The sequence below is a fragment of the Treponema sp. OMZ 855 genome (assembly GCF_024181145.1).
GTDB lineage: Bacteria > Spirochaetota > Spirochaetia > Treponematales > Treponemataceae > Treponema.
Genome location: NZ_CP051194.1, coordinates 2,395,091 through 2,412,500, shown reverse-complemented (window position 1 = coordinate 2,412,500; position 17,410 = coordinate 2,395,091). Strand labels below are relative to the sequence as shown.

The 17,410-nt window shown below is 44.4% G+C and carries 14 protein-coding genes, 1 tRNA gene and 1 rRNA gene; 8 read left to right on the top strand and 8 right to left on the bottom strand.

Translation table 11 applies throughout. From position 1 onward, the window contains the following. The first annotated feature begins 5 nt into the window (after positions 1 to 5). Positions 6 to 120: ribosomal RNA gene (gene rrf, locus E4N65_RS10990) — 5S ribosomal RNA — on the top strand. A 328-nt stretch (positions 121 to 448) separates the two neighbouring features. Then, a complete protein-coding gene (locus E4N65_RS10985; RefSeq protein WP_253673257.1) occupies positions 449 to 1,897 on the top strand; it encodes a tetratricopeptide repeat protein in 1,449 nt (482 codons plus the stop codon). 121 nt (positions 1,898 to 2,018) lie between these two features. On the opposite strand, the gene E4N65_RS10980 is transcribed toward E4N65_RS10985, so the two are convergent. The 6 genes from E4N65_RS10980 to E4N65_RS10955 form a co-directional block, all read right to left on the bottom strand. Beyond that, positions 2,019 to 2,090: transfer RNA gene (locus E4N65_RS10980), tRNA-Glu, on the bottom strand. A 94-nt stretch (positions 2,091 to 2,184) separates the two neighbouring features. After that, positions 2,185 to 3,108, bottom strand: coding sequence for a DUF4097 family beta strand repeat-containing protein (locus tag E4N65_RS10975; protein WP_253673256.1), 924 nt, complete (start codon positions 3,106 to 3,108; stop codon positions 2,185 to 2,187). A 9-nt stretch (positions 3,109 to 3,117) separates the two neighbouring features. Then, the gene (locus E4N65_RS10970) at positions 3,118 to 3,315 is read right to left on the bottom strand and encodes a hypothetical protein (protein WP_253673255.1); all 198 of its coding nucleotides are present in this window, start codon (positions 3,313 to 3,315) and stop codon (positions 3,118 to 3,120) included. A gap of 11 nt (positions 3,316 to 3,326) precedes the next feature. Next, positions 3,327 to 3,566: a PspC domain-containing protein gene (locus E4N65_RS10965; protein WP_253673254.1), complete on the bottom strand. Its 240-nt coding sequence runs from the start codon at positions 3,564 to 3,566 to the stop codon at positions 3,327 to 3,329. Positions 3,567 to 3,637: 71 nt separating this feature from the next. After that, positions 3,638 to 4,177, bottom strand: a complete 540-nt coding sequence (locus E4N65_RS10960) for a DUF1700 domain-containing protein (RefSeq protein WP_253673253.1) — start codon at positions 4,175 to 4,177, stop codon at positions 3,638 to 3,640. Beyond that, positions 4,174 to 4,491 carry a PadR family transcriptional regulator gene (locus E4N65_RS10955; RefSeq protein WP_253673251.1) on the bottom strand — a complete coding sequence of 106 codons (318 nt, stop codon included), beginning with the start codon at positions 4,489 to 4,491 and terminating at the stop codon, positions 4,174 to 4,176. Before E4N65_RS10955 ends, E4N65_RS10960 begins: the two co-directional genes overlap by 4 nt. 340 nt (positions 4,492 to 4,831) lie before the next feature. Here E4N65_RS10955 and E4N65_RS10950 point away from each other — a divergent pair, with 340 nt between their 5' ends. The 4 genes from E4N65_RS10950 (at position 4,832) to E4N65_RS10935 (ending at position 11,344) form a co-directional block, all read left to right on the top strand. Then, complete coding sequence (locus E4N65_RS10950; protein WP_253673249.1) at positions 4,832 to 6,331, top strand: LamG domain-containing protein; 1,500 nt, start codon at positions 4,832 to 4,834, stop codon at positions 6,329 to 6,331. A 17-nt stretch (positions 6,332 to 6,348) separates the two neighbouring features. Beyond that, the gene (locus E4N65_RS10945; protein ID WP_253673247.1) at positions 6,349 to 9,603 is read left to right on the top strand and encodes a tetratricopeptide repeat protein; all 3,255 of its coding nucleotides are present in this window, start codon (positions 6,349 to 6,351) and stop codon (positions 9,601 to 9,603) included. 45 nt (positions 9,604 to 9,648) lie between these two features. Beyond that, positions 9,649 to 10,296, top strand: coding sequence for a deoxyribose-phosphate aldolase (deoC, locus tag E4N65_RS10940; protein WP_253673246.1), 648 nt, complete (start codon positions 9,649 to 9,651; stop codon positions 10,294 to 10,296). Positions 10,297 to 10,441: 145 nt separating this feature from the next. Next, positions 10,442 to 11,344, top strand: coding sequence for an amidohydrolase family protein (locus E4N65_RS10935; RefSeq protein ID WP_044014657.1), 903 nt, complete (start codon positions 10,442 to 10,444; stop codon positions 11,342 to 11,344). Between the two features lie 66 nt (positions 11,345 to 11,410). Here the strand turns inward: E4N65_RS10935 and mnmG are convergent, their stop codons facing one another. Continuing rightward, the gene (gene mnmG, locus E4N65_RS10930) at positions 11,411 to 13,312 is read right to left on the bottom strand and encodes a tRNA uridine-5-carboxymethylaminomethyl(34) synthesis enzyme MnmG (RefSeq protein WP_253673245.1); all 1,902 of its coding nucleotides are present in this window, start codon (positions 13,310 to 13,312) and stop codon (positions 11,411 to 11,413) included. Between the two features lie 142 nt (positions 13,313 to 13,454). Here mnmG and E4N65_RS10925 point away from each other — a divergent pair, with 142 nt between their 5' ends. Next, on the top strand, positions 13,455 to 13,847 hold the full coding sequence (locus E4N65_RS10925) for a thioesterase family protein (protein WP_253673244.1): 393 nt from the start codon (positions 13,455 to 13,457) through the stop codon (positions 13,845 to 13,847). 90 nt (positions 13,848 to 13,937) lie between these two features. Beyond that, complete coding sequence (gene ruvB, locus E4N65_RS10920) at positions 13,938 to 14,996, top strand: Holliday junction branch migration DNA helicase RuvB (protein ID WP_371921842.1); 1,059 nt, start codon at positions 13,938 to 13,940, stop codon at positions 14,994 to 14,996. A gap of 119 nt (positions 14,997 to 15,115) precedes the next feature. Here ruvB and E4N65_RS10915 read toward each other — a convergent pair whose 3' ends face one another. Then, positions 15,116 to 17,227: a methyl-accepting chemotaxis protein gene (locus E4N65_RS10915; protein WP_044014663.1), complete on the bottom strand. Its 2,112-nt coding sequence runs from the start codon at positions 17,225 to 17,227 to the stop codon at positions 15,116 to 15,118. Positions 17,228 to 17,410: the final 183 nt, after the last annotated feature.

Sequence of the window (17,410 nt, the reverse complement as noted above, 5' to 3'; positions counted from 1 at the left end):
TATTGCCCGGTTGCCATAGTGGAGAGGTCATACCCGTTCCCATCCCGAACACGGAAGTCAAGCTCTCATTACGCCGATGATACTGCTCATCCAGAGTGGGAAAGTAGGTAGCTGCCGGGCTTTTTTTTTACCTAACTATGTGGAATAAAGGTAGGTATTGTTGATGATGTTTTCTCATCCTATCTCAAAATATTGTGTATTATATTTGTTTGTTCCTATTCTTTTCTTCATATCATGTACTACAGTAAAAAATAGTACTCACGCCGATCATTCGTCCGGCCAGTCTCTTTCGGCCACTATTCTGCCATTACCTTCGGCCACTGATTTGGCCTCAAGCCGTATTGATCCACAGGTTCAAGCTGATATGGAGATAGGTTCTCCGGCAAGTATTCGCAGTGCGGTAACCCGTGTGTATTCGACTTCCCAGGGTTTAACGAAGGAGAAGCAATTGCAATTAACATTGGCTACCCGATTGATGCGTCTCTTATATCCGTTTGAGACTATCGATTGGAATGCGCCGAATTATCAACAAACTGATCCGTATCTTGATGCATTGACTCAGATCGAAAAAGGTCTTTATCCACAAAATCTTGGAATGAATACGTTTTTTGATGCGGTTATTCCGGCAATAATTTTAACAAAGGGTGTAGGGGTACAGGAATACGCTGATGCATTGGAAAAACGTCTCTTTATTGCAAGAAATTTAAATCCTTCTTCTGTACTGCCTTCTTACCTTTTGGGACTCTTATATGAGCAGCGTGGTAAACTTTCGGATGCAGAGAATTACTATCAAACGGCATGGGAACAAGATGAGAGCTGCTATCCGGCCGGTATGCGCTTTGCATATTTAGCTCTTTTTAGTAATAATATTGAAACATCATATAAAATTGCTGAAAAATTGTATGCGCGCTATCCTAATGCAGTAACAATTCAACTATTGCTGGCAGAAACATATCTTGAAAAAGGAAATCTTGAAAAGGCAGAGGAGATTGTTTCTGCAGTTCTCAAAAAAAACAATGACTTTGGACGTGCGTTCTTTTTGCAAGTCCGGTTGCATATAGAAAAAAAAGAATATTTAGCAGCAAATGCCATGCTTGATGAATTTGCAAAACAAAATAAGGTTGATAAGGATTATCTTTCGCTGCGCCACCGTGTGTTACTTGAATGGAGTAAAAATATTGCCGAGGCAAAACAATGCCTTGAAAGAGCCGCCTCTTTTTATCCGCAATCACCGGATGTTGTTCTTGCTTGTGCGAATTTTTGTTTTGAAACAAAAAATACTGTTAATGGGAAAACAGCGAATGATTTTATTAATGCACTTTTAAAACAGAATCCGCGTAATATTCTAGCAATTCGTCTTCTGGTTAAAGAGGATATAGCTGAAAAACGATGGGGAAGTGCCTTTGAACGTGCTCAGTATCTATATGAAAACAATCCTTCTGAGGAAGATATCGTGTTATATGCTCGTGTCTGTGCAGGAATGAATAACTGGGAAGAGGCGGTGACTACGGCACAAGCTGCATATAACGCTGCTTCGAAACAGCCTTCCGACGAAATTATTACGTTGTATTTACAGGCTCTTTACGGTGCAAAAAAATATGGTATGCTGGTGCAAGTGATTAATCGGCATCTCTCCGATGCTCGTTCTGCATTAAAGTCGGTTTTAATTTATTATCAATCATTACTTGCATCCAATGATGAAGATAAACTTGCTCTTTTACGGTCGAGCCTTTTATCCGATCCGCGCAGTTCTTTGACGCTCTTTGCTCTCTACGAGTGGTATTTTAGACATAAAGACTATCGAAAGGCATATTATTATTTACAACAAGTTATTGCGCTTGACCCTTACAACAAGACGTATCTCCAACTCGCTGAAAAATTGGAAAGACTTCAATAGAATTTTACATGAACAATGTTGTAGGCGGTAACTTCTTTTCCGTTATGCAGTTCAGGTTAAACGTAAAGGCAAGTGCGGAAAATAAAAAAAAAGCCTAAAGCACTCCGCTTTAGGCTTTAATCATCTCCTAGGGGAATTGAACCCCTGTTGTCGGGATGAAAACCCGATGTCCTAACCACTAGACGAAGGAGACATTTATATTCCGCCGAATAACAACGAGATACATTTATATCGCAAAAGCGGATTATTGTCAAGTGGTAAGTTTAAAACCTGTCAAGTTTTAAAGTTTATTCGGCAAAACGAATATTCACCTTCCCTATACCGGCTTTAACACAGATGGTATGTAGCGCATTCTGATTGTTGATACGGAATGTGGAGTCGAGCCCTTTCGCACTGCGTCCGTCTATTAGTATCGAACCAATCCCTGAGGTAGCATTGATCAAATAATCATCTTTTTTACCGTTTATACGCATATCTATTTCGCCGATTCCGGCATTGATATCAAGGTTCTTGCAAATTTTGCCGTCAAAGGATGTTTCACCGACACCGGTGTTCATCACCGTATCCGTAAAGCTGCAATTACGGAAGACCGTTTCACCGACGCCTGTTTTGATATCCACATTTGAGGCGGTAATATTTTTAATGTCTATAGCAGCAGCCCCGGCATTTAGTGTAAACCGCTGATTTGCCGTAAAGCTGTCAAGGAGTAATGAACCCGCCCCGATGTTGATGTCAGCGGTATCGAATAGCATATTTTGAGGAATTTTTACTGTGATTACAATTTTAGCACGTCCTATATCAGGGCTCCATCCAAAAAACCAATTCCATTTACGCTCCTTTTCCGTGCTGATCATCAAGGTATTCCCCTCAGCTTGTACCGAAGCTCTCATTTTCTTTGTGTTATTCATGATGCTGTAGGTAACGGATTGCTTATCGTGCGGTATAATTCGCAGCGTGACATAAGAAACATCCGCTTTAAGCCGGTTTAAAGCGGATATGCTGGTAGACAGCTGTGTTTCATGCATATCAGCCGATAGGGCAGTACCGGTATTCTTGTTATCCATATTCCACTCCTCGTCCATACTCCACTTTTCATCGTGATATTCGTTATAGAAAGTCTTTTTAACGCTACCGCCCATCAGAATTCCAATGATGATGAGCAATCCCCCAATTCCGATAATTGCAAATGCCGTTCGAATTCTTCTTTTCATCTATACATCCTAAAATAAGAACACCAAGCCGCCGAAAAATAATCCTGCCAATAAAAGGGGGATGCCGAACAAAATGGCAATAATCAACGTAATACTAAAGATGAGGAGCTTAAATGAGAACTTTAGCAGGCCGCCTGCGATGGCAAAGACTAATCCCCCCATTCCGAATAAAGTAAGCAAAAGGCATAAAATAATAATTGTCAGCATTTACTTTTTCCTTATTGCTCCATATCATTTTCACCTTTGCGGACATATTCATATTCGAGCGGTTCCTCTCTTTTAATCGGGATTACCAATGCACAAATAATGTAGCAGAAAATGCCGCTTCCGAAAAAAAGAGTCGCAAGAATCCACAACAACCGGATAACGGTTGAGTCGATATCAAAGTATTCGGCAATACCGCCGCATACACCACAGATTTTTTTATCGCTTTCGCTTCGATAGAGTTTCTTTTTCATATAGTCCTCCAATGTGTGTGGTTTTGAGAATCACTAAAAGTTCATTTGAGCTTTTGGCAATGCTCGTTCATCTATTTATTTGATTTGTTCTTAATATGCTTCCCAATACCGGCAATTAAGGCGCTGATGCCGTAAAAAATCAGGAGTGCAAAACCTACCAGTATTAATGCACTGCCGAAGAGTAATAAGGCAGTAGCAGAGCCGAAAAACAATGTGCCAATGCCTTTGATAAAAATGGCACCTGCTGCAATTATCAAGGCAAAAACAACTGCAAATCCGGCAAATCCGAGTGCTACGATGGTTACCACTGCTGCGATGATAAGCGGTACCGCAACAGGCGCGGCGCAAATCGCCAATATGGTAAACCAAAAAGCGTGCCAGCCGCTTTTAGTAGAGGCTCGGGCTTTTTTTGCTTCTTTTACGGCATAATCGGATAAAATTTTTGAAGCAACATGTGCGGGGCTTCTCAGTTCCCGTATCACCTCTTGTTCATTTTGACTGCCGGCCTCCTCAAAGTATTCTTCATAATATTGCAATGCAGCTTGCAAATCTTCTTGCGGTAACCGGTGCAGCCGCGCGGCAAGCTCGAGCATAAATTCTTTATGGGTCATGAATGCTGTGCTCCTTTAAAAATTTTTTCGATCAATTCCTTGTAAGACTTCCATTCGTCACAGTATAGGCTCTGCTGCCGTTTTCCTGCGGGTGTTATACGATAATATTTTCTATTGCGTCCATCAATGGGCATGTCATACGTTTCTAGAAAACCCGCCGTTTGCAGCCGTTTTAATACCGGATAGAGTGTCGATTCGGAAATAGACATGACGTCCTTTACGTCTTGCGTTAGCTTATAGCCGTAGGAATCTTCATTACTCAAGAGAGCAAGCACACAGGCTTCAAGCAGTCCTGAGTTAATTGAAAAAAGCACCTTCACCTCCCGATGTTTATATGGAAATCTCTAAAAACTGCAAGCCTATCGGCTTGTTCTGTAAGGAAATTCATTAAGTTATCCGCTAAAGCGGATTGCGAATCAGTTTTTTAGAGATCTGTCTTAAGCGTGTTGGTAAACATCTACAAATCTTTGAAAATCTCACGGAGCTTATTACTATCTCCTTATTTTACACTGTAATTATTATAATATTATTTATAATATAATATGTTGTCAAGTATGATATTTAAGAAAAAATAAACTGATGTGTTTGTCCTAACTTATCTGTCTATTAAAACTTTCTTAAATGATATATACTTTTAACCGATAATTGAAAACGATGATGTGTATAAAAAAAATTTTTGCAGCGCTATTTTTTTTCTCAAGCATTCTCACGGCTTCATTTACCGGTAATGCGGTATTTGAATTAGGTGGAAAAAACGGTTGGGGTATGCTGCAGTATACGGAAAATATCCAGATGTGTCCGGGAAAATATGGGAATCCCGGCATTTCGCTCAGCAGCAGTGTTCCAAAAATAACGCAGGAAACCGATCTGTATCTTAATTTCGATTCCCCTTCCATCGTAGAAGAGACCAGCTCCTATACGGTTGCTTCCTCGAGTATGCGTTTTGCAGGAGCTGAACAAGCAAAACTGGGAGCCGGTGCTGCAATGTGCAGCCCTCATGTAAAAACAGCCGGTTTGGTTTTAAAACCTCAAAAAGGCTCTTTTTTCGGAGGTGAAAGTTCTGCCGGTTCGTTTACGATTGAATTTTGGATTGCTCCGTCGGTTACCGAAAACGGTAGTATTATTCTTCAATGGTATTCCTCATATTTTGAAAGAGAACGCTTAACCGATCAGCATATTATCGCACAGATCATTCAAAATAAGCTGCAGTGGAATTTTTTTAACATTTGGCAGGATAAATACAATAATGGTATTTCCATTCAGCTGAGAGGACGCACCAATTTAATTCCTTCGAAGTGGTCGCACCATCTGATTACGTATGATGAAGAAATCGGGTTGTTAGAATACCGAATGAACGGGCATACGGAGAATATTGTCTACATTACCGAGAATGGGCGGGAAAGTGATGCCGTTTTATTATCAAAAATGGGGCATGCAGCCGATCTTTCAATTGGGGTGCAGTATTCTGGAATGCTTGATGAGATGAAGATAACCAAACGGTTTGTCGAACCACCGACTTTTGCCGAACAGACGGCACTGTTTGATCGGTATCACCTTAACGGCGGCCGTTTTGAATCTCTGATTATTGATGCAGGCGGTTCTCTGTCCGAGGCAAAGCGGCTGACTGTTTCTGCTGATACGCCGGTACAGACAGACGCTGTGTTCTTTATTCGCTCTGGGGAAAACCGTTACACATGGACGGATACGGAACCTGCATGGAAACCTATACGCAGCGGGCAGACAATTACCGGAATGCAAGGCCGGTTCTTTCAAATTGCAGGAAATTTGTATCCGGATGCGGAAGGACAAAAGACACCGATTGTACATTCCATCAGTCTTGAATATGAAAAAGATTCAGAACCGCTGCCGCCTGCACGATTATTTGCAGTGCCGAAGGACGGCGGAATCGAACTGTCATGGACGCCCTCAATCGATTTTGATGTAAAAGGTTATATGGTTTATTACGGAGAGCGCCGAGGCGAATATTTTTCGGCGGGCTCGCCTTTGAATGTGGGTAAAGTTCTTTCTTATCGCATACCGAATTTGCATAACGGTAAAATTTATTTTTTTGCTGTTGCCGCCTATGATGATGAGGCCGGTACGCGGGTAGGGACGTTTTCTCAAGAAGTATGGGCAAGGCCGCGGAAGGAATAGCGGCCTTTAGAGGAACTATGTCGGAGTCACTTGATTTTATCTTTGAACGTGCAAATTCAGCTTTAATTACTCAAGACTTTGAATATGCCGAACGTTTGTTGACCAATGCGCTGAAAAAGCATCCGGATATGTTGCCTGGTGACAGGGAAAAAGTTGAGAGCTTGTTAGCGCGTGTGTATGGAGATGAAGGTAATCTTGAACAGTCGCTTGCAACCTATCTCCGCTTATATGAACGTGCTCCCGATAATATTGACTTGATGCTGAGTCTCGGCCGTATTTATCGGCATTTGGGACGTTATGACGATGCGCTTGAGATATTAACTAAAGCGCAAGCAGCCGGCGGTGATACCGACGAAGTATTGTATAATTTTGCAAAAACCTATAAAAGAATGGGCGACTATGCAAAATCTGCGGAGTATTTTTCCCGTGCAATCGAAGTGAAGCCCGACCATGCTCACGCCTATGATCGGCTCGGCAATCTTTATGTCTTAACCGGTGAAACGGATAAAGCAATTGAAATATATAAACAAGGTCTTCGTGTAGACGCTAATCATCCCTATTTAAATTTTCACCTTGCCGGGCTTTTACGCAAAGAAAAGCGATATGAAGAAGCGATTGTATATTACAATTCGGCACTTCGTGTTAATCCTGCATGGGGTGAAGTGTTAGCGGGTATCGCTGCTGCGTATTTAGAGTTGGATAAACTTGATGATGCGTTGAATGCCTATCGCTCGTTGCTTCGTGTAACCGGTGAAAATGCCTCGGTCTATACTGAGCTTGGTTATCTTTTTGAAAAGAAACAGCTTCAGCAGGAGGCTGAGCAATACTATTATGATGCATTGGCGATCGATTCCGGGTACGCTCCTGCTGCACTTGCCTTAACGAATCTTTTAGAAAAAAAACAGCGATATAACGAAGCGCTTCCGATACTGCTTACTGCAGAAGCTGCACCGGTAAATGCCGACAATCATGCCTTACGGCTTAAAGCTATTCAAATGTGCATGTATGCTAAAGATTATGCAAAGGCACACGAGCTTTTGGGGCGGCTGGACACGGAACATAGTAACAGCCTCAACGCACTAAAACTACGGGGGCAGCTGTTTGCCCTTACAGGTGAGCTTGAGCAAGCTGAAGATACCTTCAAACAAATATTAAAAATGGCACCTTCAGCAATAGAGTTCCGTCAAGAACTTGCAGAACAATACCTCTTGGCTCATAAATATGAGGAAGCAAAGGAGCAGCTTAAACTCTTCTTGCGGCAAAAGCCGAGCGATATTTCTGCGTTGATGGCATTAGGTAGAACCGAAGAATTGCTGAATAATCCTCAAGCTGCATATCAGGAATATCAAAAAGTGCTCGAGTTAAAGCCGAATGCTATTGAAGCCCGCTCCGCTCTTTCGAGATTATTCCAAAAAAGAGGAGACACACTTGAAGCGTTAAAAACAGCAAATGAGATTCTTAATATGCAGAGTGGCTTCGAATCGGATGCTCCTGAACAAGATATAGCTGCCTCGCTTGATCTCTATGAGCAGGCTGCAGAAAAGTATATAGCCGATCCGTTGTTAACTAAAAACCTTGAACAGCTAAAATCCGATGATTCATATCTTTATATTTCTCCGGCCGAATTGAATCCGGAGCCGAAACAAAGTATTCCTTCATTGAGGGATATATCGATGTCCGAACGGGAAATTCCTTTTGAAATGCTCATCGAAGGAATGGAAGAGGTAAAAGAACTTCCGCCGGAAAAAGACGATGCTGCACTCGGCGGTATCCAATTAATCGGCGCCCAACAATCGGATATAGCCGGTCAGTCGTCATTTCCCTCCTATTCAAGCGCGGGGGTTGAACCCTATACGTTCGGTGCAGGAAATTCAGATACTGCCGGCTTTGCCGCAGCAGGGAACAGCGCCGGCGGTGCACCGCAAATAAGCAGCCGTCTACCGAATGGTCAAGTAGGGGCAGCCTCCAATGAGACGTTTGCTTCACCTGTTGATGAACTGTATCTTAATCCCGATCACGTTGAAAACAACGCCGCCCTTGGCGTTGGCGGTATATCTCAAAAAAATGTACAAGCGCTGTATAAACGCCAGAATCTTCTTCGCGACGAGGTAGTACAGGAAAGATTGAAAGATCTGGATGTCTACGGCACGACAATCGGTTTTTTGCAGGATGTCATTTCAGATATTGATAAGCAGCTTGATGAAAATCGATATGCTCAGGCTGTTGAGGTTTTAGCAGAAAAGATTGCCGAAAACCTGAGTCGAAAAATGCCGCTTCAATCAGCTCTTCTAGAACAAGAACCTGAGGAGCAACAGATTCAATCGGATGAGCAAGCAGTGCAAGAATCGGCGGAAATATCCCAAGACGAAACAGCACCCGCCGCCGAAGAAGAAACCGTTGCAGTAACCACAGCAGGAGAATCCGAAGTGGGAGAAGCCGAAGCAGCAGAAGAAGACGGGCTGCAGATTGCCGAAATGCAGGAAACTTTCCCCGATATGGAAGAAGATCGTGCTTCGGTTGATAGGGATGTATCGGTGCATGATGATAGCGTGCAGGTTATCGAAACTACAGAAGAAGATATTTTTGGCACCGAGGAAGATAAGGCGGTTTCGCTTGAAACCGAAACGATTCCGGTTGATGAAATAATGGATCAAGATTATTCCGAAGTGGTTACAAAAGACGCAACGGAAGAAGAATCTGTAGATATTTCATCTGATTTCAATCAAGAAGAAGGCACGGACGTTACCGTTGATACTGATGAAGACTCTGCTTCCGAAAATTTGGAAAGCAAGGAAGTATATGCGCCGAGTGATAACGAAGCTCCGTTTGTTCTTGATCAAGAACAGAAAAACCTTTTGTGGTGCCATGCAAAACATCAGATTAAAGACTCTCCTTCGCTTGAACAATATCTTAATACTACGGATCCTGAGCAGCTTGCTCAGTTGTTCTTGTATTTGCGCGATCTAGCTATCTATCTTCCACAGGAAGAACTTGAAGTTTTCCTTAACAGCAGCGAAAGAATACAGATTTATTATATTATTGCTCGATTGTCGGGAGAATTGGGGCTTAAAGAACGGGCGAACCTTATTAAGCAGGCTTCTAGTGTAGCGAATGATCATCTCCCGTATAATGATGCGGCTGTATTTAAATTGCTCAGCTATTTGCGTGATTTAAGTATTGAGTTACCTGATCAGGAATTAGGAACGAGAGTAAGACAAGAGTTGGAACAAGTAATGGCGAATATGTCGGCAGTGTTGCCTGACTTATCATAAGATAAAAAAATGTTAGACTGGTGTCTGTTATTTTAGGAGAAAAAAATGGAATTGAATAAGTATATCGATCATACTTTATTAAAGCCGAATGCCGTCGAGCCGGAAATTATTGCATTGTGCAAGGAAGCAAAGGAATATCATTTTGCTTCGGTTTGTGTGAATCCCTGCAATGTTGCACTGGTAAAAAAAGAGCTTACGGGTTCCGATGTTATGACGTGCAGCGTTATCGGTTTTCCGTTTGGAACGCAAACAACCGAAGTAAAATGCGCTGAAACCGAGCAGGCTATAAAAGACGGCGCCGATGAAATCGATATGGTGATCAATATCGGAAAACTGCTGGAAGGAAATACTGCGTATGTCGAAAAAGAAATTGCTGCGCTTGCCTCGCTTTGCCATGCGAAAAAAGCTCATTTAAAGGTAATCGTCGAGACCTGCTATTTGTCCGAAAAGGATATTGCGAATGTCTGTGCCGCGGTTGAACAAGCCGGAGCAGATTTTATTAAAACATCTACCGGTTACGGTTCACGTGGAGCATCGCTTGAGGATATTGCATTATTTAAAAAATACCTCAAAAAGGATACAAAGATTAAGGCTTCCGGAGGTATCCGCAGTCGCGAGGATGCGCTTAAATATATAGAGGCGGGATGTTTGAGGATTGGCACCAGCAGCGGCATCAAAATAATTAAAGGATAAATGATGCGCCGTTAGTGGATATTTTGCTGTATAATACAGTAAGGCTGTAACATTCAAGATTTTTCGATATTCACCGATAATTAGACTGTCGGCCTGTCGGAATATGTATGTCGGATATTAGTAGAGGCGCAAAAAGGGTTTTAGAATGAAAGATATTGAGTATTTAAAATCGCGACCGAAGTCGGATACGCATAATCACCTTAACTTGAGCATGAAGTATGAACGCTACAAGCATTGGGCTGGTATGGCTATTCCGAATTTTCCCCGTAAAATGACCGGCCTCGATGAAATGCACATGGTAATCGGTACTTATACCCGCCCGCGCTGTCAAACGGCAAAGGATGTTAAGGATCTTTTTGAAATGTCCATTCAGGATGCGATTGCAGATAATGTTGTATGGCTGGAAACGTCCGTCGATATAAATTTTCTAAAACATTACGATAACAATCTTGACAAGTTCTTATCGGATATTTCGGGGCTTGTTTCAAAGTACAAAAAGCAAATTGAAATACGCCCCGAAGTCGGTATTTCGAAAACACTTGACCGCGATTTTATTCGTACGTGGGTATATCCGCTTTTTGAAAGCAAGATATTCAACAATGTTGACTTATACGGTCCGGAAGTTTTTGAGGGTATTGAAGATTTTGTCTATATTTTTAAGCTTGCCGAAAAATATAATATAAAAAAGAAAGCCCATGTCGGAGAATTTTCCGATGCACAGTCTGTCCGCCGCTTTGTCGAACTTTTCGATTTGGATGAAGTACAGCACGGTATTGGGGCCGCTGCCGATGATTCGGTTTTGCAATTCTTGGCCGACCGTAAAATACGCTGTAATGTATGCCCGATGAGTAATGTGATGCTGAGCGCTGTTTCCAGTTTAAAAGAACACCCTATCAAAAAAATGATCGATGCGGGAATTCCAATCGGACTTGGCACTGATGATTTGTTGTTCTTTGGAAAGACAAACAGCGATCAGCTCTACGATATGCTGAAATGCGGACTGATTACGGACGCCGATGCTGAAATGCTGATGGCGGTGCGCGATTAAGCGATACGCCGCTCACGCTTCTCTTGGGAATCTCTAAAAGCTAACCGAGTTTTTAGAGATGCTCTCTTATTTAATTGCTACCATCAACACCATTATATCAGACGGGCGGATGCCGGGGATTCTGCTTGCCTGGCCGATTGTTGCGGGCATTACCCTCTTTAAGCGTGCAAGCGATTCCGTCGAAAGTCCCGAAACCGCATCGTAGTTAAAATTGGGCGGGATGCGGCTTGTTTCCATCTTCTTCATTTTATCAATTCGTTTATCCTGCGCAATAATGTAATGCTCATAGCGGATTTCGAGTTCCGCCGCGTTTTTAATTGCCTCGGAATACTGTGCGCTTGCTGGATCGCATCGGCAGATCAGCTCAAGCGGGATAAGCGGATCGTGCAGCGCGTCGGCGAGGGATTTACCGAGATGACACTGCAACGCGGGTTCCGCCTCTACAATGCTGCCGGTAATTTTCGACTCCCGCCAGTGTTTGATAAGCTCGCCGCGCTGCACAAGTTTTTCCTGTAGGCGGGTAAAGGCGCTTTGTTTTTGCAAGCCGATGCGGTATGCCCGCTCGGTGAGCCGCTCGTCGGCAGTATCGTGCCGGAGCTTGAGCCGGTATTCGGCGCGGGCGGTGAACATCCGGTAGGGTTCATCGACCCCTTGCGTGATAAGGTCGTCGATCATTACGCCGATGTAGGCTTCATCGCGGCGGAGTGTAAACGGTTCGTAGGCTGCCGGTTGTGCGTGGCTGTGGCTGAAAGCCCTGGCGTACAGCGTTGCGTTGATTCCGGCGATGAGACCTTGACCGCCCGCTTCTTCGTAGCCGGAGGTGCCGTTAATCTGCCCCGCGGTAAAAAGTCCTGCGATCCGGCGGGTTTGTAAGTCCGGCCCCAGCTGTAGCGGAGAGACAACCGCATAGTCAACCGCATACGCGGGGCGGGTGATTACGGCATCGGCAAAACCGGTGAGGGTGCGGAGCATTTGATCCTGCACATCCTCCGGCAGCGACGAAGAAAAGCCGTTGATGTACAGCTCATCGCTCATCAGGCCTTCCGGTTCGATATACAGTTGGTGCCGCGTGCGTTCGGGGAACTTTCGAACCTTGTCCTCGATGGAAGGGCAGTAGCGGGCGCCCGTTGCGTGGATTTTCCCTGAAAAAAGCGGCGAGCGGTGAAAGTTTTGCCGGATAACCTCGTGGGTATGCTCGTTGGTGTAGCAGACATAGCACACTGCCGAGGGGCGGAGTATTTCCGCCGTGTCGAAGGAGAACGGGCGCATCACCGCACCCGCCTCCTGTATTTCCAGCTGAGAAAGATCGACTGATTTCCTCAGTACGCGGCAGGGAGTGCCGGTTTTGAGTCTGCTCATCGTGAAGCCCTTGCGTGCAAGGGCTGTACCGAGCCCAATCGCCGCTTTTTCGCCGAGGCGGCCTTCTTCGGCCTCGAACTCGCCGATGTAGATTTTCCCTTCCATAAAGGTTCCGGTGGTAAGCACCACCGCCCGTGCGGAAATTGTCCTGCCGCGCGCCGTCAACACCGCTTGTATGGTTCCTCCGTCCACAAGCCCGCTTTCCGCAGTCTGCGAGGCGATAACATCAACAACCGTATCTTGATAAATATGGAGATTTTTTTCTTTTTCGAGGGTGTACTGCGCAGTCTGCGCATATAAGAATTTATCCGCCTGAATGCGGGGGGATTGCACTGCCGGCCCGCGGCTTTTATTGAGGAGTCGGTACTGAATCATACATGCGTCGGCGAGTTTTCCCATTTCGCCGCCGAGCGCGTCTATTTCCCGCACGATATTGCCCTTTGAAACGCCTCCAATCGAGGGGTTGCAGGACATCCTGCCGATAGTATCAACCGTTTGTGTAATAAGAAGGGTTTGTGCGCCCATCCGTGCAGCGGCGAGCGAGGCTTCGATGCCCGCGTGCCCCCCGCCGACGACAATCACGTCATAGTCCGAATAACGAAAATTCATAGCGGATATTATAGCGAAACGGCTCCTGTTTGTCTGGCATAGATTTGTATTTTCGGCTATAACTATGTAAAAAGCAAGGCACCCGCTTGCAATAGTGCCAGTGTGTTTGCCTGCTGTGAAATGTTTATAGTTGGAGACGGTTATGGAAATAGGAATTAAGGGCGATGCCAGCTTTGTTGTTACAAAGGAAATGCTCGCAACTGCGGTGGGGAGCGGAACGGTGGAGGTATTTGCAACACCGGCTATGATTGCTCGAATGGAAGATACGGCAACGCGCAGCGTGATGCCGTATTTGGACGAGGGGCAGGCTACGGTCGGTACACATGTGGATGTACGGCATCTTGATGCAACGCCCGAAGGAATGAAAGTTACCATTCATACCGAATTGGTAGAGATCAACGCAAATGGAAAATTTCTGACCTTTCAGGTTGAAGCGCGTGATGAGCGCGGCGTGATAGGCAGTGGTATTCATGAACGGGCGATAATCAATGTCGGCCGGTTTATGGAAAAAGTGAATAAAAAGAAAAACGCATAACTCAAATGACATGTAAGGGAAATCTCAAAAAACCGATATTTTATGAGGTTCCTACTATTTTAATACGATGAGTATCTTTTAGCAATGCAGATGAACGGCGAAATATATCAGGATAATGAAATAGACGAATTCGGCCTTATACGCGGAGAAAAGCGTGCGGGGGATGAAAAAGACCGCGCGCTACGCCCGCAGCTTTTGAAGGATTTTCAGGGACAGCAAAACATCAAAGAAAATCTGTCGGTCTTTATCCAAGCGGCGCGGAGTAGGGGAGAGAGCCTTGATCACCTTTTTTTGATTGGGCCTCCCGGGCTGGGAAAAACAACCCTTGCACAAATTACCGCGCAGGAACTTGGCGTTGAATGTAAGATCACCGGCGCTCCTGCCCTTGATAAACCTAAGGACTTGGCTGGTATTTTGACAACGCTTTCCGAACGGAGCGTATTCTTTATCGACGAAATCCATCGGTTAAAACCTGCTATCGAAGAGATGCTCTATATCGCTATGGAAGATTACGAGCTTGACTGGATTATCGGGCAAGGGCCGGGGGCGCGGACTGTCCGTATCCCGCTGCCGCCGTTTACACTGATCGGTGCGACAACCCGTGCTGGGATGGTTTCCAGTCCGCTTATCAGCCGGTTCGGGATTGTGCAGCGCTTCGAATTTTACAGCGACGAAGAGCTTGCTTCCATTATTATGCGCTCCGCCGATATTCTTCAAATCAACATCGGGAAAAAAGCGGCCGTTGCACTTGCCCGCTGTTCCCGCGGAACGCCGCGCGTTGCCAACCGGCTGCTGAGGCGTATGCGGGATTTTGCATTTATTGAAGGCAGCGATACTATCCGCGAAACAACCGTTGCGCAAGGCTTGGAAAAATTGCACATCGACCGGCTTGGTTTGGAAAACTATGACCGGCAGATACTTCGCTCTATCATCGAAAACTACGGTGGGGGACCGGTCGGGGCAGAGACGCTTGCGATCTCCATCGGAGAGTCGCAGGATACGCTTGAAGATTACTACGAACCCTACCTTATTCAAACGGGATTGTTACAGCGTACTCCCCGCGGACGTATGGTTACGGAAAAAGCATACACCCATCTCGGACTAAAAATTCCGGCGTCAGCAGCACAAACCGGCAGCCTCTTTGAGTAGGTGAGGCTACACGGTTACATCCGTTGTTCATGATGTTGTTGCCCTTTGTACTTCCGTTTACATTGGGCAATAACAAGTTTTTTCATAAAAGCAAAGCCGGGTGGGCTTAGGGCAGCGCCCTAATTGGTTTTAAATTTAGAAACTTCTTGAGCAAGACTTTCTATGCTTTGTTTGTTTTTCTGAGTAATTGTGTTGACTTCTTGGATTGCATTGTTGATTTCAATAGCACCTGAAGCCATTTCGTTCATGCTGTCGGTAATAGTGCGGGTAAGATTGTCCAATTTGTACATTTCTTCCGCAACACCCTCACCGCCTTTCAGCATTTCCTCAGAGCCGGCTTGAACTTCAGTTGTTACCATATTGATGTTTTTAATCGCGGAGAGGACTTCTCTACTGCCGTTTTCCTGTTCTCTCATCGATGCGGTAAGTGTGTCGCTCATTGTCTTTACCTGCTCGGCAAGCGTAAAAATGGCGTTGAATTTTTCTTCGACCGTTTTAGAGGAAGCCGAAAGTGTTTCAATCTCGATGCTGAGTGTTTTTAAGGTTGTAGTGATGTTTTTTCCCTGCATGGCAGAATCTTCTGCAAGCTTTCGGATTTCATCTGCGACTACGGCAAAACCTTTGCCCGCCTCTCCTGCATGAGCAGCTTCGATTGCAGCATTCATTGCAAGAAGATTCGTCTGTGAGGCAATATGCTGGATAACATTTGAGGCTTCCATAAGAGAGCCGGACTCTTCGGCAATTTTTTGCGTTACGGTATTTGATGTTACCAATGTTGCTTTACCGTCGTTCGTTGCAGAGGTTAAATCTTTTATAACCGTGTCGGTTTTTCCGAGTGTTTGTCCGATAGAGGCAATATTGGCAACCATTTCTTCAACCGATGCGGAAGATTGGGCAACGCTTGCTGCTTGTACTTCAATACTCGCGTTCAGCTGTTTAATGGTTCGGACAATCTCTTCTATAGTAGAGGCGGTTTCGGTAACGCTTGCCGCTTGCGTTAAGGCTTGTTGTTTTAATCCATCGATGTTTGCGCTGATTTGGTTTACCGAACTTGCCGTGGTGGTCATATTTTCGGCAAGCTCGTTTCCGGTGGTTTGCATGGTAGCGCTGTTTTCTCCAACTGTTTGGATTGATGTACCGATCTTTTCAATTGTTTGGTTAAAATATTCCGACATATCGGTAATTTCGTCATTCCCTAGTATCGGTAAACGTACCGTTAAATCGCCTTCTCCTTGGGCAATGTTCTGCAGTGCCGTAACAGCCTGACTAATCGGTTTGATAATATTGCGTGCAATGAAGTACACAATAACAAGCGCGACAATCAAACTGATGGTTGCCATAATACCCATGATTCGTTGTAGGTCATCCAGTGTTCCCATAAACTCTTCAACCGGAGCTCTGATAATGACCGACCATCCTGATATCCCGATGGGCGAAGCAGTTGCAATGTAATAGGTTCCTTTGTAGGTGTAGTATCCCATTTCGTTTTTGCTGCCGTCTAAAATGTACTGTGTAAATACCGCAAGGGAATCGTACTCGCGGTCTTCTTTGGCTTTTTCGATAGCATTGAATTGTGTTTGAACTAAAGAAAAATCTTTGTTCGCAATGATCGTACCGGTTCTACCGATAATATATGAATTTCCTGTTTTCCCGATCACGATATCGCTGATTTGCTTCGATAAAAATTCCGGAGGGACAACTGCGCATAATACACCGATAATTTCTTGATTTTCACCTCTAATCGGTACGGCAAGAATGATTTGGAGCGTATTGAGCTTGCGGGCAAGCTGAGGTTCCGTAATAAAATTAGCTCCTTTTATAGCTGCAGTGAACCATTCTCTATCGCCGAGGAAAACTTCGTTCCCGTCCGTATCGGAGCAATTGCCTTGCATATTGCATACGGCAAAAGCTTTTATGTCTTCATTACTCTCTGCTTCTCGAACGAGTGTTTGAGCCTTTTGCCGAAGAGAAAGCGAATTGTCCCTTAAAGAAGGCATACGGGAAACGCCTTCGATAAATTGAAAGAGAGCACCGAGTTTCCCGTCTATAATTAAGGCAATATCAGCTGCTTTATCGGCGAGATGGTCTTCGATTTTTTCGGAAACAGCTTTACGGGCAGTGTAAATTGCCAAACTTCCTTCGATAGTTAATGCAACAGCGATTAAAGCTCCAAAAATAAGAATAAGTTTTCTTTTGAGCGAGAATCGTTTTTTTCCTTTTGATGTACGCATAAAAAATCCCTTTCCTTTCTATAAGATTACGTATAGACCTTTTATGAAAGCGTGTCTAGCTGATAAACGTATTTTTTTCAATAGCTCGTTTTATGTTACAGTAGTGCTTCATTAACATGGTTTACTATACTAATGGAACCGTTTTGTGTAAAATTATCACCGAGCTTTTTAGATTGAGTCTTT